Below are 14348 nucleotides of genomic sequence, written 5' to 3' on the forward strand. Positions count from 1 at the left end.
TAGGTATAAAAAAAAAGGAGGGAAAATAATGGATTTATTTCTCCAACAATTATTAAATGGGCTTTCAAATGGTAGCGTTTACAGTTTGGTGGCTTTAGGTTTGACAATGGTATTTGGTATTCTACACGTACCTAACTTCGCCCATGGGGCATTTTATATGATTGGTGCATACGTTTCTTTAACAATCATGTCGTTGTTTGGGATACCATACTGGATTGCAATGCTGATTTCTATGTTTGCAATCGCTTTACTTGCAGTTATTTCTGAGCGTCTGATCTATCATCCTTTAAGAAATGCTGCAGGGTTACATCAAATGATGGGTGCTATAGGGATTTTGTTGTTTTTAGTAGCCTTTGCACAAGTTGTATGGGGACCAAACTATCAGCAAATGTCTAGCCCATATAATGGAGCAATTAGTATTTTTGGAACAACATTTACACAGCAAAGAATAATTGTCATTATTGCGACCGTGATTATTATGCTTATCCTTCATTTCTTCCTGACAAAAACCATGATTGGTTCAGCAATCATAGCCATGGCACAGAATAGAGAAGGAGCCTACTTAGTTGGAATAAATGCCAATATGGTCGTCATGTTAACTTTTGCAATTTCAGGCATATTAGCTGCAGCTGCTGCTACACTTGCTTCACCTATCAATTTGGTTTTCCCAGGCATGGGTGATTTAGTTATTATGAAGGCCTTTGTTATTATCATTATCGGTGGAATGGGAAGTATTCCAGGAGCTATCATAGCTGGTTACCTTTTGGGAATTGTTGAGAGCTTTGGGGCAACTTATATTTCAGGTGATTATAAAGATGTTATAGCGTTTGCTTTACTCGTGATTATTTTGACCGTGAAACCAACAGGATTATTCACAAGGAGGGCATATTAATGAAAGGTTTTCTAACTAAAAGAAACGGTATATTGCTAGTTCTGATCATCGCTCTTTTATTACCTTTTATTGTGCCAAATGAATATGTGTTGCATGTGATGGCTCTAGTATGTATATGGTCAATCAGTGTCTATGGAATTAATATTTTTACAGGATTTACAGGGAATTTATCGCTCGCACATATTGGTTTTTTTGCAATTGGAGCATATACGCTTGGGATATTGACAGTGAAAGCTGATTGGAACTTTTGGCTAGCTCTACTTGCAGCGGGTGTCCTATCCATAGTTTTAGGAATACTAGTAGGACTAATCTCACTTCGAACAAGTGGACATTTTTTCACCATTTTTACGATGTGTGTTGGCTATATTATTTATTTAGTCATAGATAAATGGGATACTCTAACTGGTGGGGTGCGAGGGTTAATTGGAATCCCAAACCCATCACGAATTGGACCAATTACGTTTGATAGTTTGACATCCCATTATTATCTACTTCTATGTTTCTTAATTTTAACTATTTTTATTACGAAACGAATTGTTTCTTCTCTCCTAGGACGTACATTCATCGCCATTCGAAATAGTGAAGAACTTGCACAGACGATTGGAATTTCCACAAAGAAAAATCGGTTATTATCATTTGTTATCTCCTGTTTTTTTGCAGCATTTGCAGGGGCGTTATATGCATCTTTTGTTCGTTTTATTGGCCCTGAAGTTGGAGCGATTTTTCTCGGCTTCGAAATGCTAATCTATCTTGTTATAGGGGGCCTTGGAACCCTCACCGGGCCAGTTATTGGAACGATACTTATTGTAACGTTAACCCAGTCGTTGCAGTTTTTACAGGAATATAAAATGCTTATTTTCGGTCCTATTTTGCTGTTGATTGTTATCTTCTATCCCCAGGGAATTGCTGGTGCAATAAATAAATTAACCAACAAGTGGAAAGCAAAAAGGACAAAAGACAACAAAGTGAAAGAACAGCAAACGACTATTAAGGAGGTTGGATAATGGTCCTAGAAATTGGAAAGTTGACAAAAGCGTTTGGTGGATTAACTGCAGTAAATGGTGTTGATTTGAATGTGAAAGAAGGACATATTCAAGCTGTTATCGGCCCGAATGGAGCAGGGAAATCAACATTCTTTAATCTGATTAGTGGCTTTTATCCACCTACAGCAGGAATTATTACCTTTGACGGAAAAGATATAACCAAAATGCCACCTAATAAAATTGCTAAGCTTGGCATTGCAAGAACTTTTCAAACAACAAACCTTTTTGAAGATGCAACTGTTTTAGATAATGTCATTATTGGCAATCGCTTAAGAACTAAATCAGGCCTTTTTGATGCAATATTAAGAACAAAAAGGGAGAGGACAGAAGAAAAAGAAAGTATAGAGAAGGCTTATAAAGCTTTAGAATTTGTGGAGATAACTGATTTAGCAGACGAACCAATTGGAAGTATTACACAAGAACAGAAGAAAAGGGTTGCTTTTGCATTGGCACTTGCTACAGATCCTAAGCTTGTACTCTTGGATGAGCCTGCTGCGGGTATTAATCCGGGTGAAACAGATGGATTAGCTGCACTCATAAAAAAGATGACAGACAATGGGCTTACTGTATGTCTTATAGAACATAAGATGTCTATGATTATGTCACTAGCAGATCGGATTATGGTATTGAATCAAGGAAAAAGAATTGCTGAAGGAACACCTGAAGAAATACAGAATAATCCAGTTGTTATTGAAGCATATTTGGGGAGTGAAGAAAATGAGCCAATTAAAGTTTAAGATAACTGATATGTCTGTAAATTATGGACCTTTTACTGCTCTACAGGGTATTAATATAGATGTCAAACAGAGTGAACTAGTTGTTTTACTGGGGGCAAACGGCGCAGGGAAAAGTACCATCTTCCGTGCTATTAGCGGGTTGAACAAGCCAAGTAAGGGAGAAATTAAATTTAGTGAAAAAAAAGTAAATGGCATGTCACCAGATAAACTAGTTAAACTCGGAATTGTACAATGTGCAGAAGGAAGAAAACTATTTCCTGAGATGACTATATCTGAAAATCTTAGGATGGGAGGGTTTGTACATCGGAAAAACAAGAAAGAATTAAAGACAATGATGGAGCATGTTTATGAATTATTTCCAATTTTAAAAGACAAAAAAGACGATCACGCGGGTTCAATGAGTGGTGGTCAGCAGCAAATGCTAGCAATTGGAAGAGCATTAATGTCAAGGCCAAAATTACTTATGCTTGATGAACCATCTTTAGGTCTTGCTCCGTTAATTGTTAAGCAAATGTTTGAAATCATTCAACGAATTAATAAAGAGGGTACTACTATTTTACTAGCAGAACAAAATGCAAGTGCAGCTTTAAAAATTGCTGATAGGGGTTATGTTATTGAAAATGGCCAAATTGTTGTAACGGGTAGTAGTGATCAACTATTAAATAATGAAGAAATTCGTAAGGCTTATATTGGTGCATAAATAGTTTAAGTTTGAGTATTTAGGGAGGATATAAAATGGGAAAATTGAAAAGCCTTTTAATACTGGGAATACTACTGTTATTAACTATTGGTTTAATAGCCTGTGTCGATGTTTCATCAAGTGATCCTGCTGAGAGAGAAGCTAGTGAAACAGAGGAAGTAAATGCAGTGACTCCAGAAGTAAATGATGGAGAAGAAATAGTCCAAATTGGTTACAGTGGACCATTAAGTGGTGCTGCAGCACAATATGGGGCAAACGTAATAAATGGACTAGAAATGGCAGCAGATGAAATAAATGAAACAGGCTTTGAAGTCGGCGGGAAAACATATAAATTGGAAATTATTAAATTGGATGATAAATATTTACCGAATGAAACGGGTGTCAACGTGAAAAGAATGGTTTCCGAAAATGACCCAGTAGCTGTTTGGATCCCACACAGTGGAGGTGTTTTTGCAACACAAGTATTTAATGAACAAGATGATTTTATTATCATGGCTCAAACGAGTGAACCTAGAATGTACGAGCAAGGTAACGAATTAATGATAGGAGTTTCACCTCAATACAACATCTGGCCTGTAACATTTAGCGAATATATGTTAGCTAACTTTGGAGATAGGATGGCCCTTCTGCCAACTAATTCACAATACGGTAAAGATTGGTTAAACGTAATTAAGCCAGCTTGGGAGGAATTAGGTGGAGAAATTGTATATGAGAGTGAAATTGACTTCGCAAAAGAAACGGATTACTTTACGATTATGACGAATGCTTTAAACCAAAAACCTGATGTACTCTTTGTAGGAGGGCCTTCTGAACCAACAGCTCTTGTTATAAAGCAAGCAAAGGAATTAGGGTTCGAGGGTGGTTTTATGATCATGGATCAGGCGAAGATGGAAGAAATGTCAGGATTTCTAGGTGGCTATGATTTGCTTGAAGGCTCTATTGGTGCTCTTCCTATTGATCAGCAAATTAACAATCCAGCAAGTGTCGATTTTGTAAAAAAATATACAGAACGTTTTGATGAACAATTTGCTACGGCTGATTCTTCTTTAAGTTACCAAAGTTTGTATGTATTAGTAGAAGCTATGAAAGCGGCTGGTACAGTTGAGGATAAAAAGGCAATTATGGAAGCGGCGAATGAAGGTATTCAAAATTTGCCAGAGGAAAAAATGGTACTTCCTTTAAAAGAGATAAGTGATGTTGGAAGTCTTCAATGGGTATTTGATGCGGCAGCTGTTAAAGATGGGGAAGTTATCCCCGTCCCACTTGGAGAATAAGCAAGGAATACAATCATCCACTATACAGAGGAAATAATCTGTAGCTATAAGTTAGAATTTTAAAGTAACACTTTTAAATTAAGTTTCAAAGGAGGTAAAAATGAGGATTCTCAAAACTACTTATCTGAACGGGATTCTACTATTACTTGCTTTTGTATTAATAGCTTGTGTAGATGTATCGTCAACTGATTCAGTCGATGAGGAGAGTAAAGAAGCAGTAGAAAATGTAGAAACTCCAGAATTAAATGAAGGGGAAGAGACTGTCGAGATAGGTTATAGTGGCCCATTAAGTGGCCCAGCAGCTCAATATGGAATAAACGTAATGAATGGACTAGAAATGGCAGCTAACGAAATTAATAAAAATGGTTTTGAAGTCAATGGTACAACGTACAAACTTGAAATTGTTGCATTAGATGATAAATACTTACCAAATGAAACGGGGGTGAATGTGAAGAGAATGGTTTCTGAAAATGATCCTGTCGCAGTTTGGATCCCACACAGTGGGGGAGTTTTTGCTACTCAAGAGTTTAATGAACAAGATGATTTCATTATCATGGCCTATACGAGTGAACCAAGGCAGTATGAGCAAGGAAATCAGTTAATGATAGGCATCCCACCTCAATACAAAGTTTGGTCAGAACCATTTAGTCAATATGTAATGGATAATTTTGGTGGGAAAATGGCTCTTCTTCCTACAAACTCACAGTATGGTAAGGATTGGTCTGAATCAATCGTTCCTGTCTGGGAAGAAATGGGCGGGGAAATTGTCTATGAAACTGAAATTGATTTTGCAAAGGAAACCGATTATTTTACCATTATGACTAACGCATTAAACCAAAAACCAGATGTTCTTTTTGTAGGTGGCCCTTCAGAACCTACTGCGCTTGTTATAAAACAAGCGAAGGAATTAGGATTTGAAGGTGGATTTATGATTATGGATCAGGCGAAGTTAGAAGAAATGTCTGGATTTTTAGGAAGCTATGATTTGCTTAATGGCTCAATTGGCTCTCTTCCTATCGAAAACTTTGATAGTGATTCAAGTGATGCATTTGTAGAAACCTATAAAAATAATTATGGTGAACCGTATGCAACTTCTGAGTCTGCATTAAATTATCAGAGTGTATACGTTTTGGTAGAAGCAATGAAAGCTGCAGGTACAGTTAGTGACCGAAAAGCAATTATGGAAGCTGTGAATACAGGCATTAAAAATATGCCAGAGGATAAATTGGTCCTTCCACTTAAAGAAATAGACGAGGTTGGGAGTCTTCAATGGGAATTTGATGCTGGTATTGTTGAAGATGGAGAAGTTGAAATATATCCAGTAGAGTAACTATTTAGTCAATTTGTTAATTATTAAAGGAAAATTTAAACTAGTCTAGAATATATATAATGGAGAAGGGGTAAATTTTTCTTTAAATTTTATATTCAACATACTTACTAGTTAGTATGGAGCAATAAAAAAGAAGAGGAGTGGACCAAATGCATTTACGTCTAACAGATGAACAAAAAATGGTACAAGAAACAATCCGCAAGTTTGTAGAAAAAGAATTAATCCCTTTAGAAAATGAAGTTCTTCGTAATGAAAGAGAAGGAAAGCCGAGCCTATCTAAAGAAAAATTAAAAGAGCTTCAATTGAAAGCAAAAAAAGCTGGATTTTGGGGTATCAATACCCCTGCTGAATATGGTGGTGCAGATATTGGTCAAATGATGCTGGCAATTGTACAAATAGAAGTTTCAAAGACTTTTGTGCCGTTTCAATTTGGTGGAATTGCAGATAATATTCTATATTATGGAAATGAAGAACAGAAAAAGCAATATTTAATTCCTACAATTAATGGAGATAAAAAGTCGTGCTTTGCTATGACAGAGCCTGGAGCAGGATCTGATACAAGAGGAATAACAACGACTGCTGTGAAGGATGGAAATGAATGGGTAATAAATGGTGAAAAGACATTTATTACGGGTGGAAATGAAGCGGACTTTGTAATGGTTATGGCTGTGACAGATAAAGAAAAACATCAACGTACGGGAACAGATGGTGTTACATGCTTCATTGTTGATCGAGAGATGGGATGGAAATCAGAGTATATTCATACAATGGGAGAATGGGGTCCTGCAGGATTAGTATTTGATAATGTACGTGTTCCGGAGGAGAACATTCTGGGAGAAGTGGATGGCGGTTACCAGCTTGGCTTAGAATGGATTGGCTTTGCTAGATGGGTTGTTGGTGCTACTGCTGTAGGCGCAGCGGAACGACTACTTCAAATGGCAATTGATTATTCGAAAGAAAGGGAAACATTTGGTAGACCAATTGCTGACAGACAGGCAATTCAATGGCAAATTGCTGACTCGGCAGTTGAAATTGAAGCTGCGAAATGGCTTGTATTAAATGCGACATTTACTCTTGATCAAGGAGAAGATAACCGTCATTTAGCATCAATGGCAAAGCTATATGGAGCGAATATGGGTAATAATGTGGTAGATCGTGTTCTTCAGATACATGGTGGAATGGGGTATACAAGGGAACTACCAATTGAACGGTGGTATCGTGAAGCGAGATTATGGAGGATTTACGATGGTACGGATGAAATTCAACGTTTAATTATTTCTAGAAACCTATTAAAGGGTCATGTTAAAGTGGGCCAATTTATCTGAAAATGAGGGAGGAAATATTTTATGGCAGGTAGATTTGATGGAAGAGTTGCTTTTATTACAGGTGGAAGTCGAGGAATAGGTAGAGGGATTGCACAAGCATTTGCTGAAGAAGGGGCTAAGGTAGGAATCATTGATATTAATGAAGAGGCTTTAGTTAAGACGACTAGGGAATTAGAGGAACAAGGTTATGAAGTTTTTTCTAAAGTCGCAAATGTTGTTGATGCAGACGAAGTAGAGACTGCGATGAAAGAGTTTGTTACAACATTTGGTTCGCTTGATATCCTAGTCAATAATGCTGGAATCATTCGTGATAATTTATTATTTAAGATGACTGATAATGACTGGCAACAAGTAATGGATGTTCATCTGAAAGGAACATTTCATGCTTCTCGTGCAGCTCAAAAATATATGGTAGACAAAAATTATGGACGTATCATAAATATTTCATCTACATCTGCCTTAGGAAATCGTGGGCAGGCGAATTACGCAACAGCTAAAGCTGGGTTACAGGGATTGACTAAAACTCTTGCCATTGAACTTGGGAAATTTGGAATTACGGTAAATGCAGTAGCACCAGGATTTATTGAGACAGAAATGACGAAAGAAACGGCTGAACGAATCGGTATTTCCTTTGAAGAAATGGTGAAAATGAGCGTTGAAACAATTCCTGTGGCTAGAAGTGGAAAGCCTGCTGATATTGCGAATGCAGTAGCTTTTTTTGCAGATGAACGGTCTTCATTTGTCAATGGCCAGGTAATTTATGTGGCTGGCGGTCCAAAAGATTAAATCTATGAACTTGAAAAGGGAGAGGTGTGTATATGTTTAAAGATGCAATTGGAAAAAAGTCCAAAAAAGTCAAAAATACTGTTGAAAGAGGAGCAGTTAAAAAATTTGCAGAAGCCATTGGTGACGTACATCCTATTTTTGTTGATGAAGAATATGGCAATCAATCGAGATACGGTCGAAATATTGCACCGCCAACGTTTCCGCGAGTTTTCGATTACGGAGAGATAGAAGACTTTTACTTACCTAATATTGGACTTATTCACGGAGAGCAAATCTATCATTATGAAAGGCCAATACTGGTAGGTGAAGAGATTTATTGTTATACCGAAGTTGTTGATTATTATGAGAAAACAGGAAATATGGGGCTCCTTGGGTTTGTAATATTAAAAGGATATGGTGAGGATGCGGAAGGAAAAAACATATATACAGAAAAGCAATCTGCGATTATATCAGAGGCAGTAAGAAAGGAACTGGTCAGATGAATAGCATAGTTGATTTACAAATTGATGATTCGTTGGAAGAGATTACGCTTAACCCAGTTTCTAGAATTGATTTAATTAAATATGCAGGTGCGTCTGGGGATTTTAATCCTATTCATACAATCGATGCAGAAGCAACAAAAGCTGGACTACCAGGTATTATTGCTCATGGAATGTGGACAATGGGGAACTTGGCAAAATTGTTTACTCCTTATTTAGAAGAAGGATTTATTCAAGATTATAAGATTCGTTTTGCGGGGATGGTTTTTCTGGAAGATGTTATTACACTTAAAGCTAGATTACAGGAAGAGAATGAAGAATTACTTGATTTTACAGTAGCGGCAGTGAACCAAAATGGAAAAGAAGTAATTAAAGGGGCTATCACATTTAAAAAGTATGTATAAACCAAGCCCTACTGATTTTCTTATACTTGGTCACTTAGATATAAATCAACAGAGAAACTTTTATAGATTAAAAAGTAAAAAATCATAGAAGGAGAGTATGTAATGAAAAGGGATGCAGTTATCGTATCAGCTGTTCGAACGCCTATAGCAAGACAAGGAGGGGCTTTGGCAACTGTTCCAGCACATGTTTTTGGAGCGGAAGTAATTAAAGAAGCTGTTAAGCGGGCAGGTATTGATCCGCAATCCATCGATGATGTGATTTTTGGAAATGTACTGAGCGGTGGTGGGAACATTGCTAGGTTAACAGCCTTACAAACGGGATTATCAATAGAGTTACCTGGTCTTACAATTGATCGTCAGTGCGGTTCTGGAATTAATGCCATTAATTTAGCAGCACAAGCAATTAAAGCGGGTGATGGTGATATTTACATTGCTGGTGGTACAGAGAGTATGAGCCGTGCACCATATCTAATGGATCGTGCTGAAAGAGCATATAGTTCAATACCTCCAAAGTTTCGGGGATCTCAACTCTCACCAAAAGAAATAGGTGATCCACCAATGGGAATTACGGCAGAAAATTTGGCGAGCAAATATGAAATCAGCAGAGAAGAACAGGATGAGTTTTCACTAAGAAGCCAACAAAGAATGGTAACAGCGATGGAAGAAGGTCGCTTTGAAGAACAAATCGTACCAATAAGCGTTCCAGTTCGAAAAGGAGAACCGATTGTTTTTAAAGCCGATGAACATCCTCGTCCAGAGACGACAATCGAAGGGCTATCTAAATTGCAACCGGCTTTTCTAAAGGGTGGTACGGTAACAGCAGGGAGTAGTTCTGGATTAAATGATGCTGCGTCTGCCCTTGTGATTATGTCTAGGGAAAAAGCAGAAGAATTAGGTATTCAGCCATGGGCAACCATTCGCGCTTCAGCAGTTGCTGGTGTAGATCCTAATATTATGGGGATAGGTCCTGTACCTGCGACCAAGAAGGCTATAGAAAAGTCTGGTCTTAAACTAAATGAGATAGACATTATTGAACTAAATGAGGCCTTCGCTGCACAAGTAATTGCCTGTGATAGGGAGCTTAATCTAGATTCAGAAAAATTAAACGTCAATGGAGGTGCCATTTCACATGGTCATCCACTAGGTGCTACAGGAGCAATACTTGCAACAAAAGCAATCTATGAATTAAGACGTTCAAATGGGAAATATGCACTTATCACTGCCTGTATTGGTGGAGGACAGGGTATTGCAACGATTATCGAAGCGGAGTAGGTGTATTGATAGATAGGCATTAAAGAGATTATTCTATCCCACTTGAATATTAGAATACTGTTTTTCATTCAAGTGGGGTTTTTAGAAAATCAACTTAATATAAGGAGGTTACCATGACAACATCGTTTGATATAGAGGTATTTGTTCGATTCGCAGAAACAGATGCAGCTGGCCATATAAATAATACAAGTTATTTTTTATATCTCGAGGAAGCTCGGACAAAATTTTTCTATGAAGTAGGAATTGGGAAGACAAATAAACCTTCTATCATTAATTTCATTTTAGCTTCTACAAAGTGTGATTATGTATCACAAGCTTTTGCCGGTCAAATTTTAAAAGTTACAACTACTGTCACAAACATTGGTACAAAAAGTTTTACAGTTGATCATGTGATTACTACGGATATGGACCAAGTAGTTGCGCGTGCAACAGCTACACTAGTTTGCTTTAACTATGCTGAGCAACGAACAGAACCCATTCCAGATCTGATCCGGAATAATCTTGAAAAAAATTTTACCAAAATAAACGGATAGTATATCCATTTGGAGAGCTACCCTTAATTAGTATATTTAAAAGGAGAATGACAATGAGAAATAATCAAAGTGAAGATTTAATTATTACAAGAAATGAAGGTTTGATGCATCTTACCCTAAATCGACCGGATAGTTTAAATGCTTTTAGTCCAGAAATGATTATAGATCTAAAAAATGCGCTTAAACTGGCTAAAAATGACAAAACAATTCGTGTAGTCATCCTATCAGGTGCTGGACGTTCATTCAGTTCTGGCGGAGATGTGAAGACTATGGGGAAAAAAGAACCGTTAGAAGCTTATGATCATATTGGGGAATTAAATGAATTAATTTTATTGATGAGGGACTTAGAAAAGCCAATTATCGCGGCTGTACATGGATTTGCGGCAGGAGCTGGATTTAATTTGGCTTTAGCTTGTGATATTATACTGGCTGCAGAAAATAGTAAGTTTGCTTTAAGCTTCTCAAAAGTGGGATTAATATCCGATGGTGGAGGGCTATATTTCTTACCGAGGCTACTGGGCCCATATCGTGCTAAAGAGTTATTATTCAGTGCAGAGCCAATTACTGTTGAAGAAGCACATGCTTTAGGTATTGTTAACCATATCTATCCATTAGATGATTTTCAAGATAAGGTAGATGAATTTGCTAACAAATTAGCTTCAGGACCTTCCATTGCGTATGGATTTATAAAAAAGATTACTGATCAATCTTTTAATTCGACACTAGACGAAATTCTTGAACAGGAACGTATTACACAAGCAACCATCATTTCTACCGAAGATCATGAGGAAGGTGTACAGGCTTTCAAAGAAAAGCGACAACCTAATTTTGGTAAAACAATAGCGAAAAGCGTAAACACGAACCATTAAGAGAAAATTTTACCTCTACCCCTCTTTTTTGGAGGGGGTTTGTTTTAGCAATCTATAATGAAAGGAAATGTTATTGATGTACCAATTTATTTCCCCAATCAAAATCTATTACGGTGAAGAATCTTTAAATAACTTAGATAAGATTTTATTAGATTTAAAAGTTCAACATGTTTTCTTACTTACGGATCCAATATTAAAAAGTCTAGGTGTAATCACTCCTATACTTGAACGGTTGAGTAAATTAAATATAAAAGTCGAAATCTCTATAGATACAGAGCCAGAGCCGTCACTGCTGGTGGGGAATGTAATCTTAGAAAAGGTAAAAGAAAGTGAAGCAGAGATAGTTATTGGCATTGGTGGCGGGAGTACATTAGATTTGGCTAAAGCAGCATCGGTACTTGCAGACAATGAGGGAGTCATAGAAGATTATTTAAATTTGACTGGTGAAAGGAAATTAATTGGTAAAGGCTTGCCGAAGATTTTAATACCCACAACAGCCGGTACAGGATCTGAAGTAACGGATATTGCTGTATTTTCACTGGAAGATACGAAAGATGTTATTGCTCATGATTATTTGTTGGCGGATTATACAATCATTGATCCAGTCTTAACCTATACACTACCACCTAAAGTAACAGCAGCAAGTGGTATTGATGCGTTAACACATGCAATCGAGGCTTATACCTCGGCAAATGCAAGCCCATTAACCGACATTTTAGCATTAGATGCTATAGGAAGAATCACGAAACATATTCGAACTGCTGTAAGGGATAGTAGTGATAAAGAGGCAAGGGAACAAATGGCTTTTGGAAGTTTGCTAGCTGGTATGAGTTTTTATAATGCAGGTGTGGCAGGAGTACATGGACTGGCATATCCACTAGGTGGGTTATTTAAAATCCCCCACGGAGAATCAAATGCTGTTTTACTTGCTTATGTGTATGATTATATTTGGCCATCATGTTTAGTTAAGATAAAGGAAATAGCAGAGGCTTTTCAGCTTCCAACCGATGGAAAAACAAATAATGAGATAGCTATTACAGTAGTTAAAAGCTTAAGAGATTTGGTAAAGGATGTAGGACTACCGACAACGATCAAAGAATATAAAATCAATGAAGAGAATATTGACCGTTTAACAACTAATGCACTTAAACAAACAAGATTGTTGCAACGAAGTCCGGAAATTTTAAATTCACGAGCAATAAAAGGAATATACAGAAATGCTTATGAAGGGAAATTGACTAATCATAAATGAAAAGGAAGGATATATATGTTTAAAACTATCATAGAACCACGTGTTTCGGAAACGGATGGAGTAGGTCATATTAACAATACAATTGTTCCTGTCTGGTTAGAGGCAGGCAGGAATAAGATCTTTAAATTATTTAACCCGGACCACAGCTTTGAAGATTGGAAAATGATTATATTGAACACGAATATCGATTATGTCCATCAAATTTATTACGGAGAAAATGTGGAAATTCGGACAGGGGTAAAGAAGCTTGGAAATACAAGTTTACAACTATATGAAGAGATTTGGCAAAATAATATATTATGTGTAAAAGCTACAACAATTTATGTTAATTTTAATTTGCATAAGAAGGTTTCAGTACCTATTCCAAAAGTAATTAGAACAAAATTAGAAAAACACATCCACAATGTCAAATGATTTTCCAAGGGTATCTTAACTTTTCTTAATAAACAGAAATCTCTAAAGACTGAAAACTCGTAACAAAATAGTGAAGGGAATGAATGATCATTATTCAATTTCAAGAGATGGAAGATGTTACATGTGTCAAGACACAGGTGATTAGGTCTGATAGAAAAGGGAACCCCGTGTACCTTTTTTTAGTAGATGGGATGCTGATTGATACTGGACAACAAAGTCTTGAAAGTGAAATTATATCCTTTTATAAAGAACATCCAGAAAAGATAAAACTCGCTGCACTAACACATAGCCATGAGGATCACTCAGGGACAGCAGCATGGTTACAAGAAAAACTTGAGATTCCAATCTATGTTCATCCGAGTGGCATACAAGTTTGTCAAAAAAGGAGCCCCTACCCAAAATACCGGCAAGTCACTTGGGGGATTCGAAAAGAATTTAATCCTTTACCACTTGAAAATAAAATAAAGTCATTAAATACGGAGTGGGAAGTGATATACACACCAGGTCATGCGGATGACCATGTTGCTTTTTACCATGAGCAAACCGGTCGTATGTTTACTGGTGATCTTTTTGTTTCGCCGAAGACAAAAGTAATTATGGATACAGAATCGATCCCCATGACAATGGATTCAATAAGAAAACTTCTAACCTATGATTTTAAATCCATATATTGCTCACATGCAGGTTATTTTGAAAATGGTAAGAGAAAATTAAAACAAAAGCTAGAACATTTGGAGCGTTTATATAGTGAAGTGGAAATATTGTATCAGGAAGGCTATTCTATTGACGAAATAAATAAAAGCTTATTTCCAAAAGTATACCCAATTGTAGATTTTTCTAATGGTGAATGGGATTCACGACATATTGTATCGTCGATTATTTCAGAAATCAATAAAGAATCTTTTTTATAATTATGATAAAGAGTCTTTTTATTCCGCGATTCAAATTTGAATCATTAATCAATTATAAATACGAATATTTCAATCGAATTCTTCAATTGTTATTTAATTTAACTATAATTGCTGCTGTCCTACTGCA

At 36.7% G+C, this 14348-nt stretch carries 16 protein-coding genes; all 16 read left to right on the plus strand.

What is annotated here, in order from left to right; translation table 11 throughout:
• Positions 1-28 precede the first annotated feature (28 nt).
• The 16 genes from A4245_RS04745 (at position 29) to A4245_RS04820 (ending at position 14221) form a co-directional block, all read left to right on the plus strand.
• Positions 29-892, plus strand: a complete 864-nt coding sequence (locus A4245_RS04745; protein ID WP_067726170.1) for a branched-chain amino acid ABC transporter permease — start codon at positions 29-31, stop codon at positions 890-892.
• Positions 892-1896, plus strand: coding sequence for a branched-chain amino acid ABC transporter permease (locus tag A4245_RS04750; protein WP_067726172.1), 1005 nt, complete (start codon positions 892-894; stop codon positions 1894-1896). The genes A4245_RS04745 and A4245_RS04750 overlap by 1 nt, the downstream gene beginning before the upstream one ends.
• Positions 1896-2672, plus strand: a complete 777-nt coding sequence (locus A4245_RS04755; RefSeq protein WP_067726174.1) for an ABC transporter ATP-binding protein — start codon at positions 1896-1898, stop codon at positions 2670-2672. The genes A4245_RS04750 and A4245_RS04755 overlap by 1 nt, the downstream gene beginning before the upstream one ends.
• Positions 2653-3372, plus strand: a complete 720-nt coding sequence (locus tag A4245_RS04760; RefSeq protein ID WP_067726176.1) for an ABC transporter ATP-binding protein — start codon at positions 2653-2655, stop codon at positions 3370-3372. The genes A4245_RS04755 and A4245_RS04760 overlap by 20 nt, the downstream gene beginning before the upstream one ends.
• A gap of 35 nt (positions 3373-3407) precedes the next feature.
• Positions 3408-4646 carry an ABC transporter substrate-binding protein gene (locus tag A4245_RS04765; RefSeq protein ID WP_084268672.1) on the plus strand — a complete coding sequence of 413 codons (1239 nt, stop codon included), beginning with the start codon at positions 3408-3410 and terminating at the stop codon, positions 4644-4646.
• A 100-nt stretch (positions 4647-4746) separates the two neighbouring features.
• The gene (locus A4245_RS04770; RefSeq protein WP_067726178.1) at positions 4747-5976 is read left to right on the plus strand and encodes an ABC transporter substrate-binding protein; all 1230 of its coding nucleotides are present in this window, start codon (positions 4747-4749) and stop codon (positions 5974-5976) included.
• A 149-nt stretch (positions 5977-6125) separates the two neighbouring features.
• Positions 6126-7301: an acyl-CoA dehydrogenase family protein gene (locus A4245_RS04775; RefSeq protein WP_067726179.1), complete on the plus strand. Its 1176-nt coding sequence runs from the start codon at positions 6126-6128 to the stop codon at positions 7299-7301.
• A gap of 21 nt (positions 7302-7322) precedes the next feature.
• On the plus strand, positions 7323-8087 hold the full coding sequence (locus tag A4245_RS04780; protein ID WP_067726181.1) for an SDR family oxidoreductase: 765 nt from the start codon (positions 7323-7325) through the stop codon (positions 8085-8087).
• Positions 8088-8119: 32 nt separating this feature from the next.
• Positions 8120-8569 (plus strand): MaoC family dehydratase N-terminal domain-containing protein, encoded by a 450-nt coding sequence (locus A4245_RS04785; RefSeq protein WP_067726183.1) that lies wholly within the window; start codon positions 8120-8122, stop codon positions 8567-8569.
• Positions 8566-8970: a MaoC/PaaZ C-terminal domain-containing protein gene (locus A4245_RS04790; protein ID WP_067726185.1), complete on the plus strand. Its 405-nt coding sequence runs from the start codon at positions 8566-8568 to the stop codon at positions 8968-8970. Before A4245_RS04785 ends, A4245_RS04790 begins: the two co-directional genes overlap by 4 nt.
• Before the next feature lie 102 nt (positions 8971-9072).
• Entirely contained in the window at positions 9073-10242 is a 1170-nt protein-coding gene (locus A4245_RS04795) for a thiolase family protein (RefSeq protein WP_067726186.1), read from the plus strand.
• Between the two features lie 113 nt (positions 10243-10355).
• Positions 10356-10775 (plus strand): acyl-CoA thioesterase, encoded by a 420-nt coding sequence (locus A4245_RS04800; RefSeq protein WP_067726188.1) that lies wholly within the window; start codon positions 10356-10358, stop codon positions 10773-10775.
• Between the two features lie 53 nt (positions 10776-10828).
• A complete protein-coding gene (locus A4245_RS04805) occupies positions 10829-11644 on the plus strand; it encodes an enoyl-CoA hydratase/isomerase family protein (protein WP_067726190.1) in 816 nt (271 codons plus the stop codon).
• Between the two features lie 76 nt (positions 11645-11720).
• Positions 11721-12896, plus strand: a complete 1176-nt coding sequence (locus A4245_RS04810) for an iron-containing alcohol dehydrogenase (RefSeq protein WP_067726302.1) — start codon at positions 11721-11723, stop codon at positions 12894-12896.
• A gap of 15 nt (positions 12897-12911) precedes the next feature.
• Positions 12912-13310 carry an acyl-CoA thioesterase gene (locus tag A4245_RS04815; RefSeq protein ID WP_067726192.1) on the plus strand — a complete coding sequence of 133 codons (399 nt, stop codon included), beginning with the start codon at positions 12912-12914 and terminating at the stop codon, positions 13308-13310.
• A gap of 83 nt (positions 13311-13393) precedes the next feature.
• A complete protein-coding gene (locus A4245_RS04820) occupies positions 13394-14221 on the plus strand; it encodes an MBL fold metallo-hydrolase (protein WP_234402349.1) in 828 nt (275 codons plus the stop codon).
• Positions 14222-14348 lie beyond the last annotated feature (127 nt).

The organism is Oceanobacillus damuensis (assembly GCF_001618145.1).
GTDB lineage: Bacteria > Bacillota > Bacilli > Bacillales > Amphibacillaceae > Oceanobacillus > Oceanobacillus damuensis.

Bases quoted from the DNA above. Each gene is read 5' to 3' on its own strand.
- A4245_RS04745 (WP_067726170.1), top strand. From the start codon at position 29: ATGGATTTATTTCTCCAACAATTATTAAATGGGCTTTCAAATGGTAGC.
- A4245_RS04805 (WP_067726190.1), top strand. From the start codon at position 10,829: ATGAGAAATAATCAAAGTGAAGATTTAATTATTACAAGAAATGAAGGT.
- A4245_RS04750 (WP_067726172.1), top strand. From the start codon at position 892: ATGAAAGGTTTTCTAACTAAAAGAAACGGTATATTGCTAGTTCTGATC.
- A4245_RS04785 (WP_067726183.1), top strand. From the start codon at position 8,120: ATGTTTAAAGATGCAATTGGAAAAAAGTCCAAAAAAGTCAAAAATACT.
- A4245_RS04760 (WP_067726176.1), top strand. From the start codon at position 2,653: ATGAGCCAATTAAAGTTTAAGATAACTGATATGTCTGTAAATTATGGA.
- A4245_RS04810 (WP_067726302.1), top strand. From the start codon at position 11,721: ATGTACCAATTTATTTCCCCAATCAAAATCTATTACGGTGAAGAATCT.
- A4245_RS04755 (WP_067726174.1), top strand. From the start codon at position 1,896: ATGGTCCTAGAAATTGGAAAGTTGACAAAAGCGTTTGGTGGATTAACT.
- A4245_RS04815 (WP_067726192.1), top strand. From the start codon at position 12,912: ATGTTTAAAACTATCATAGAACCACGTGTTTCGGAAACGGATGGAGTA.
- A4245_RS04770 (WP_067726178.1), top strand. From the start codon at position 4,747: ATGAGGATTCTCAAAACTACTTATCTGAACGGGATTCTACTATTACTT.
- A4245_RS04775 (WP_067726179.1), top strand. From the start codon at position 6,126: ATGCATTTACGTCTAACAGATGAACAAAAAATGGTACAAGAAACAATC.
- A4245_RS04795 (WP_067726186.1), top strand. From the start codon at position 9,073: ATGAAAAGGGATGCAGTTATCGTATCAGCTGTTCGAACGCCTATAGCA.
- A4245_RS04790 (WP_067726185.1), top strand. From the start codon at position 8,566: ATGAATAGCATAGTTGATTTACAAATTGATGATTCGTTGGAAGAGATT.
- A4245_RS04800 (WP_067726188.1), top strand. From the start codon at position 10,356: ATGACAACATCGTTTGATATAGAGGTATTTGTTCGATTCGCAGAAACA.
- A4245_RS04780 (WP_067726181.1), top strand. From the start codon at position 7,323: ATGGCAGGTAGATTTGATGGAAGAGTTGCTTTTATTACAGGTGGAAGT.
- A4245_RS04820 (WP_234402349.1), top strand. From the start codon at position 13,394: ATGATCATTATTCAATTTCAAGAGATGGAAGATGTTACATGTGTCAAG.
- A4245_RS04765 (WP_084268672.1), top strand. From the start codon at position 3,408: ATGGGAAAATTGAAAAGCCTTTTAATACTGGGAATACTACTGTTATTA.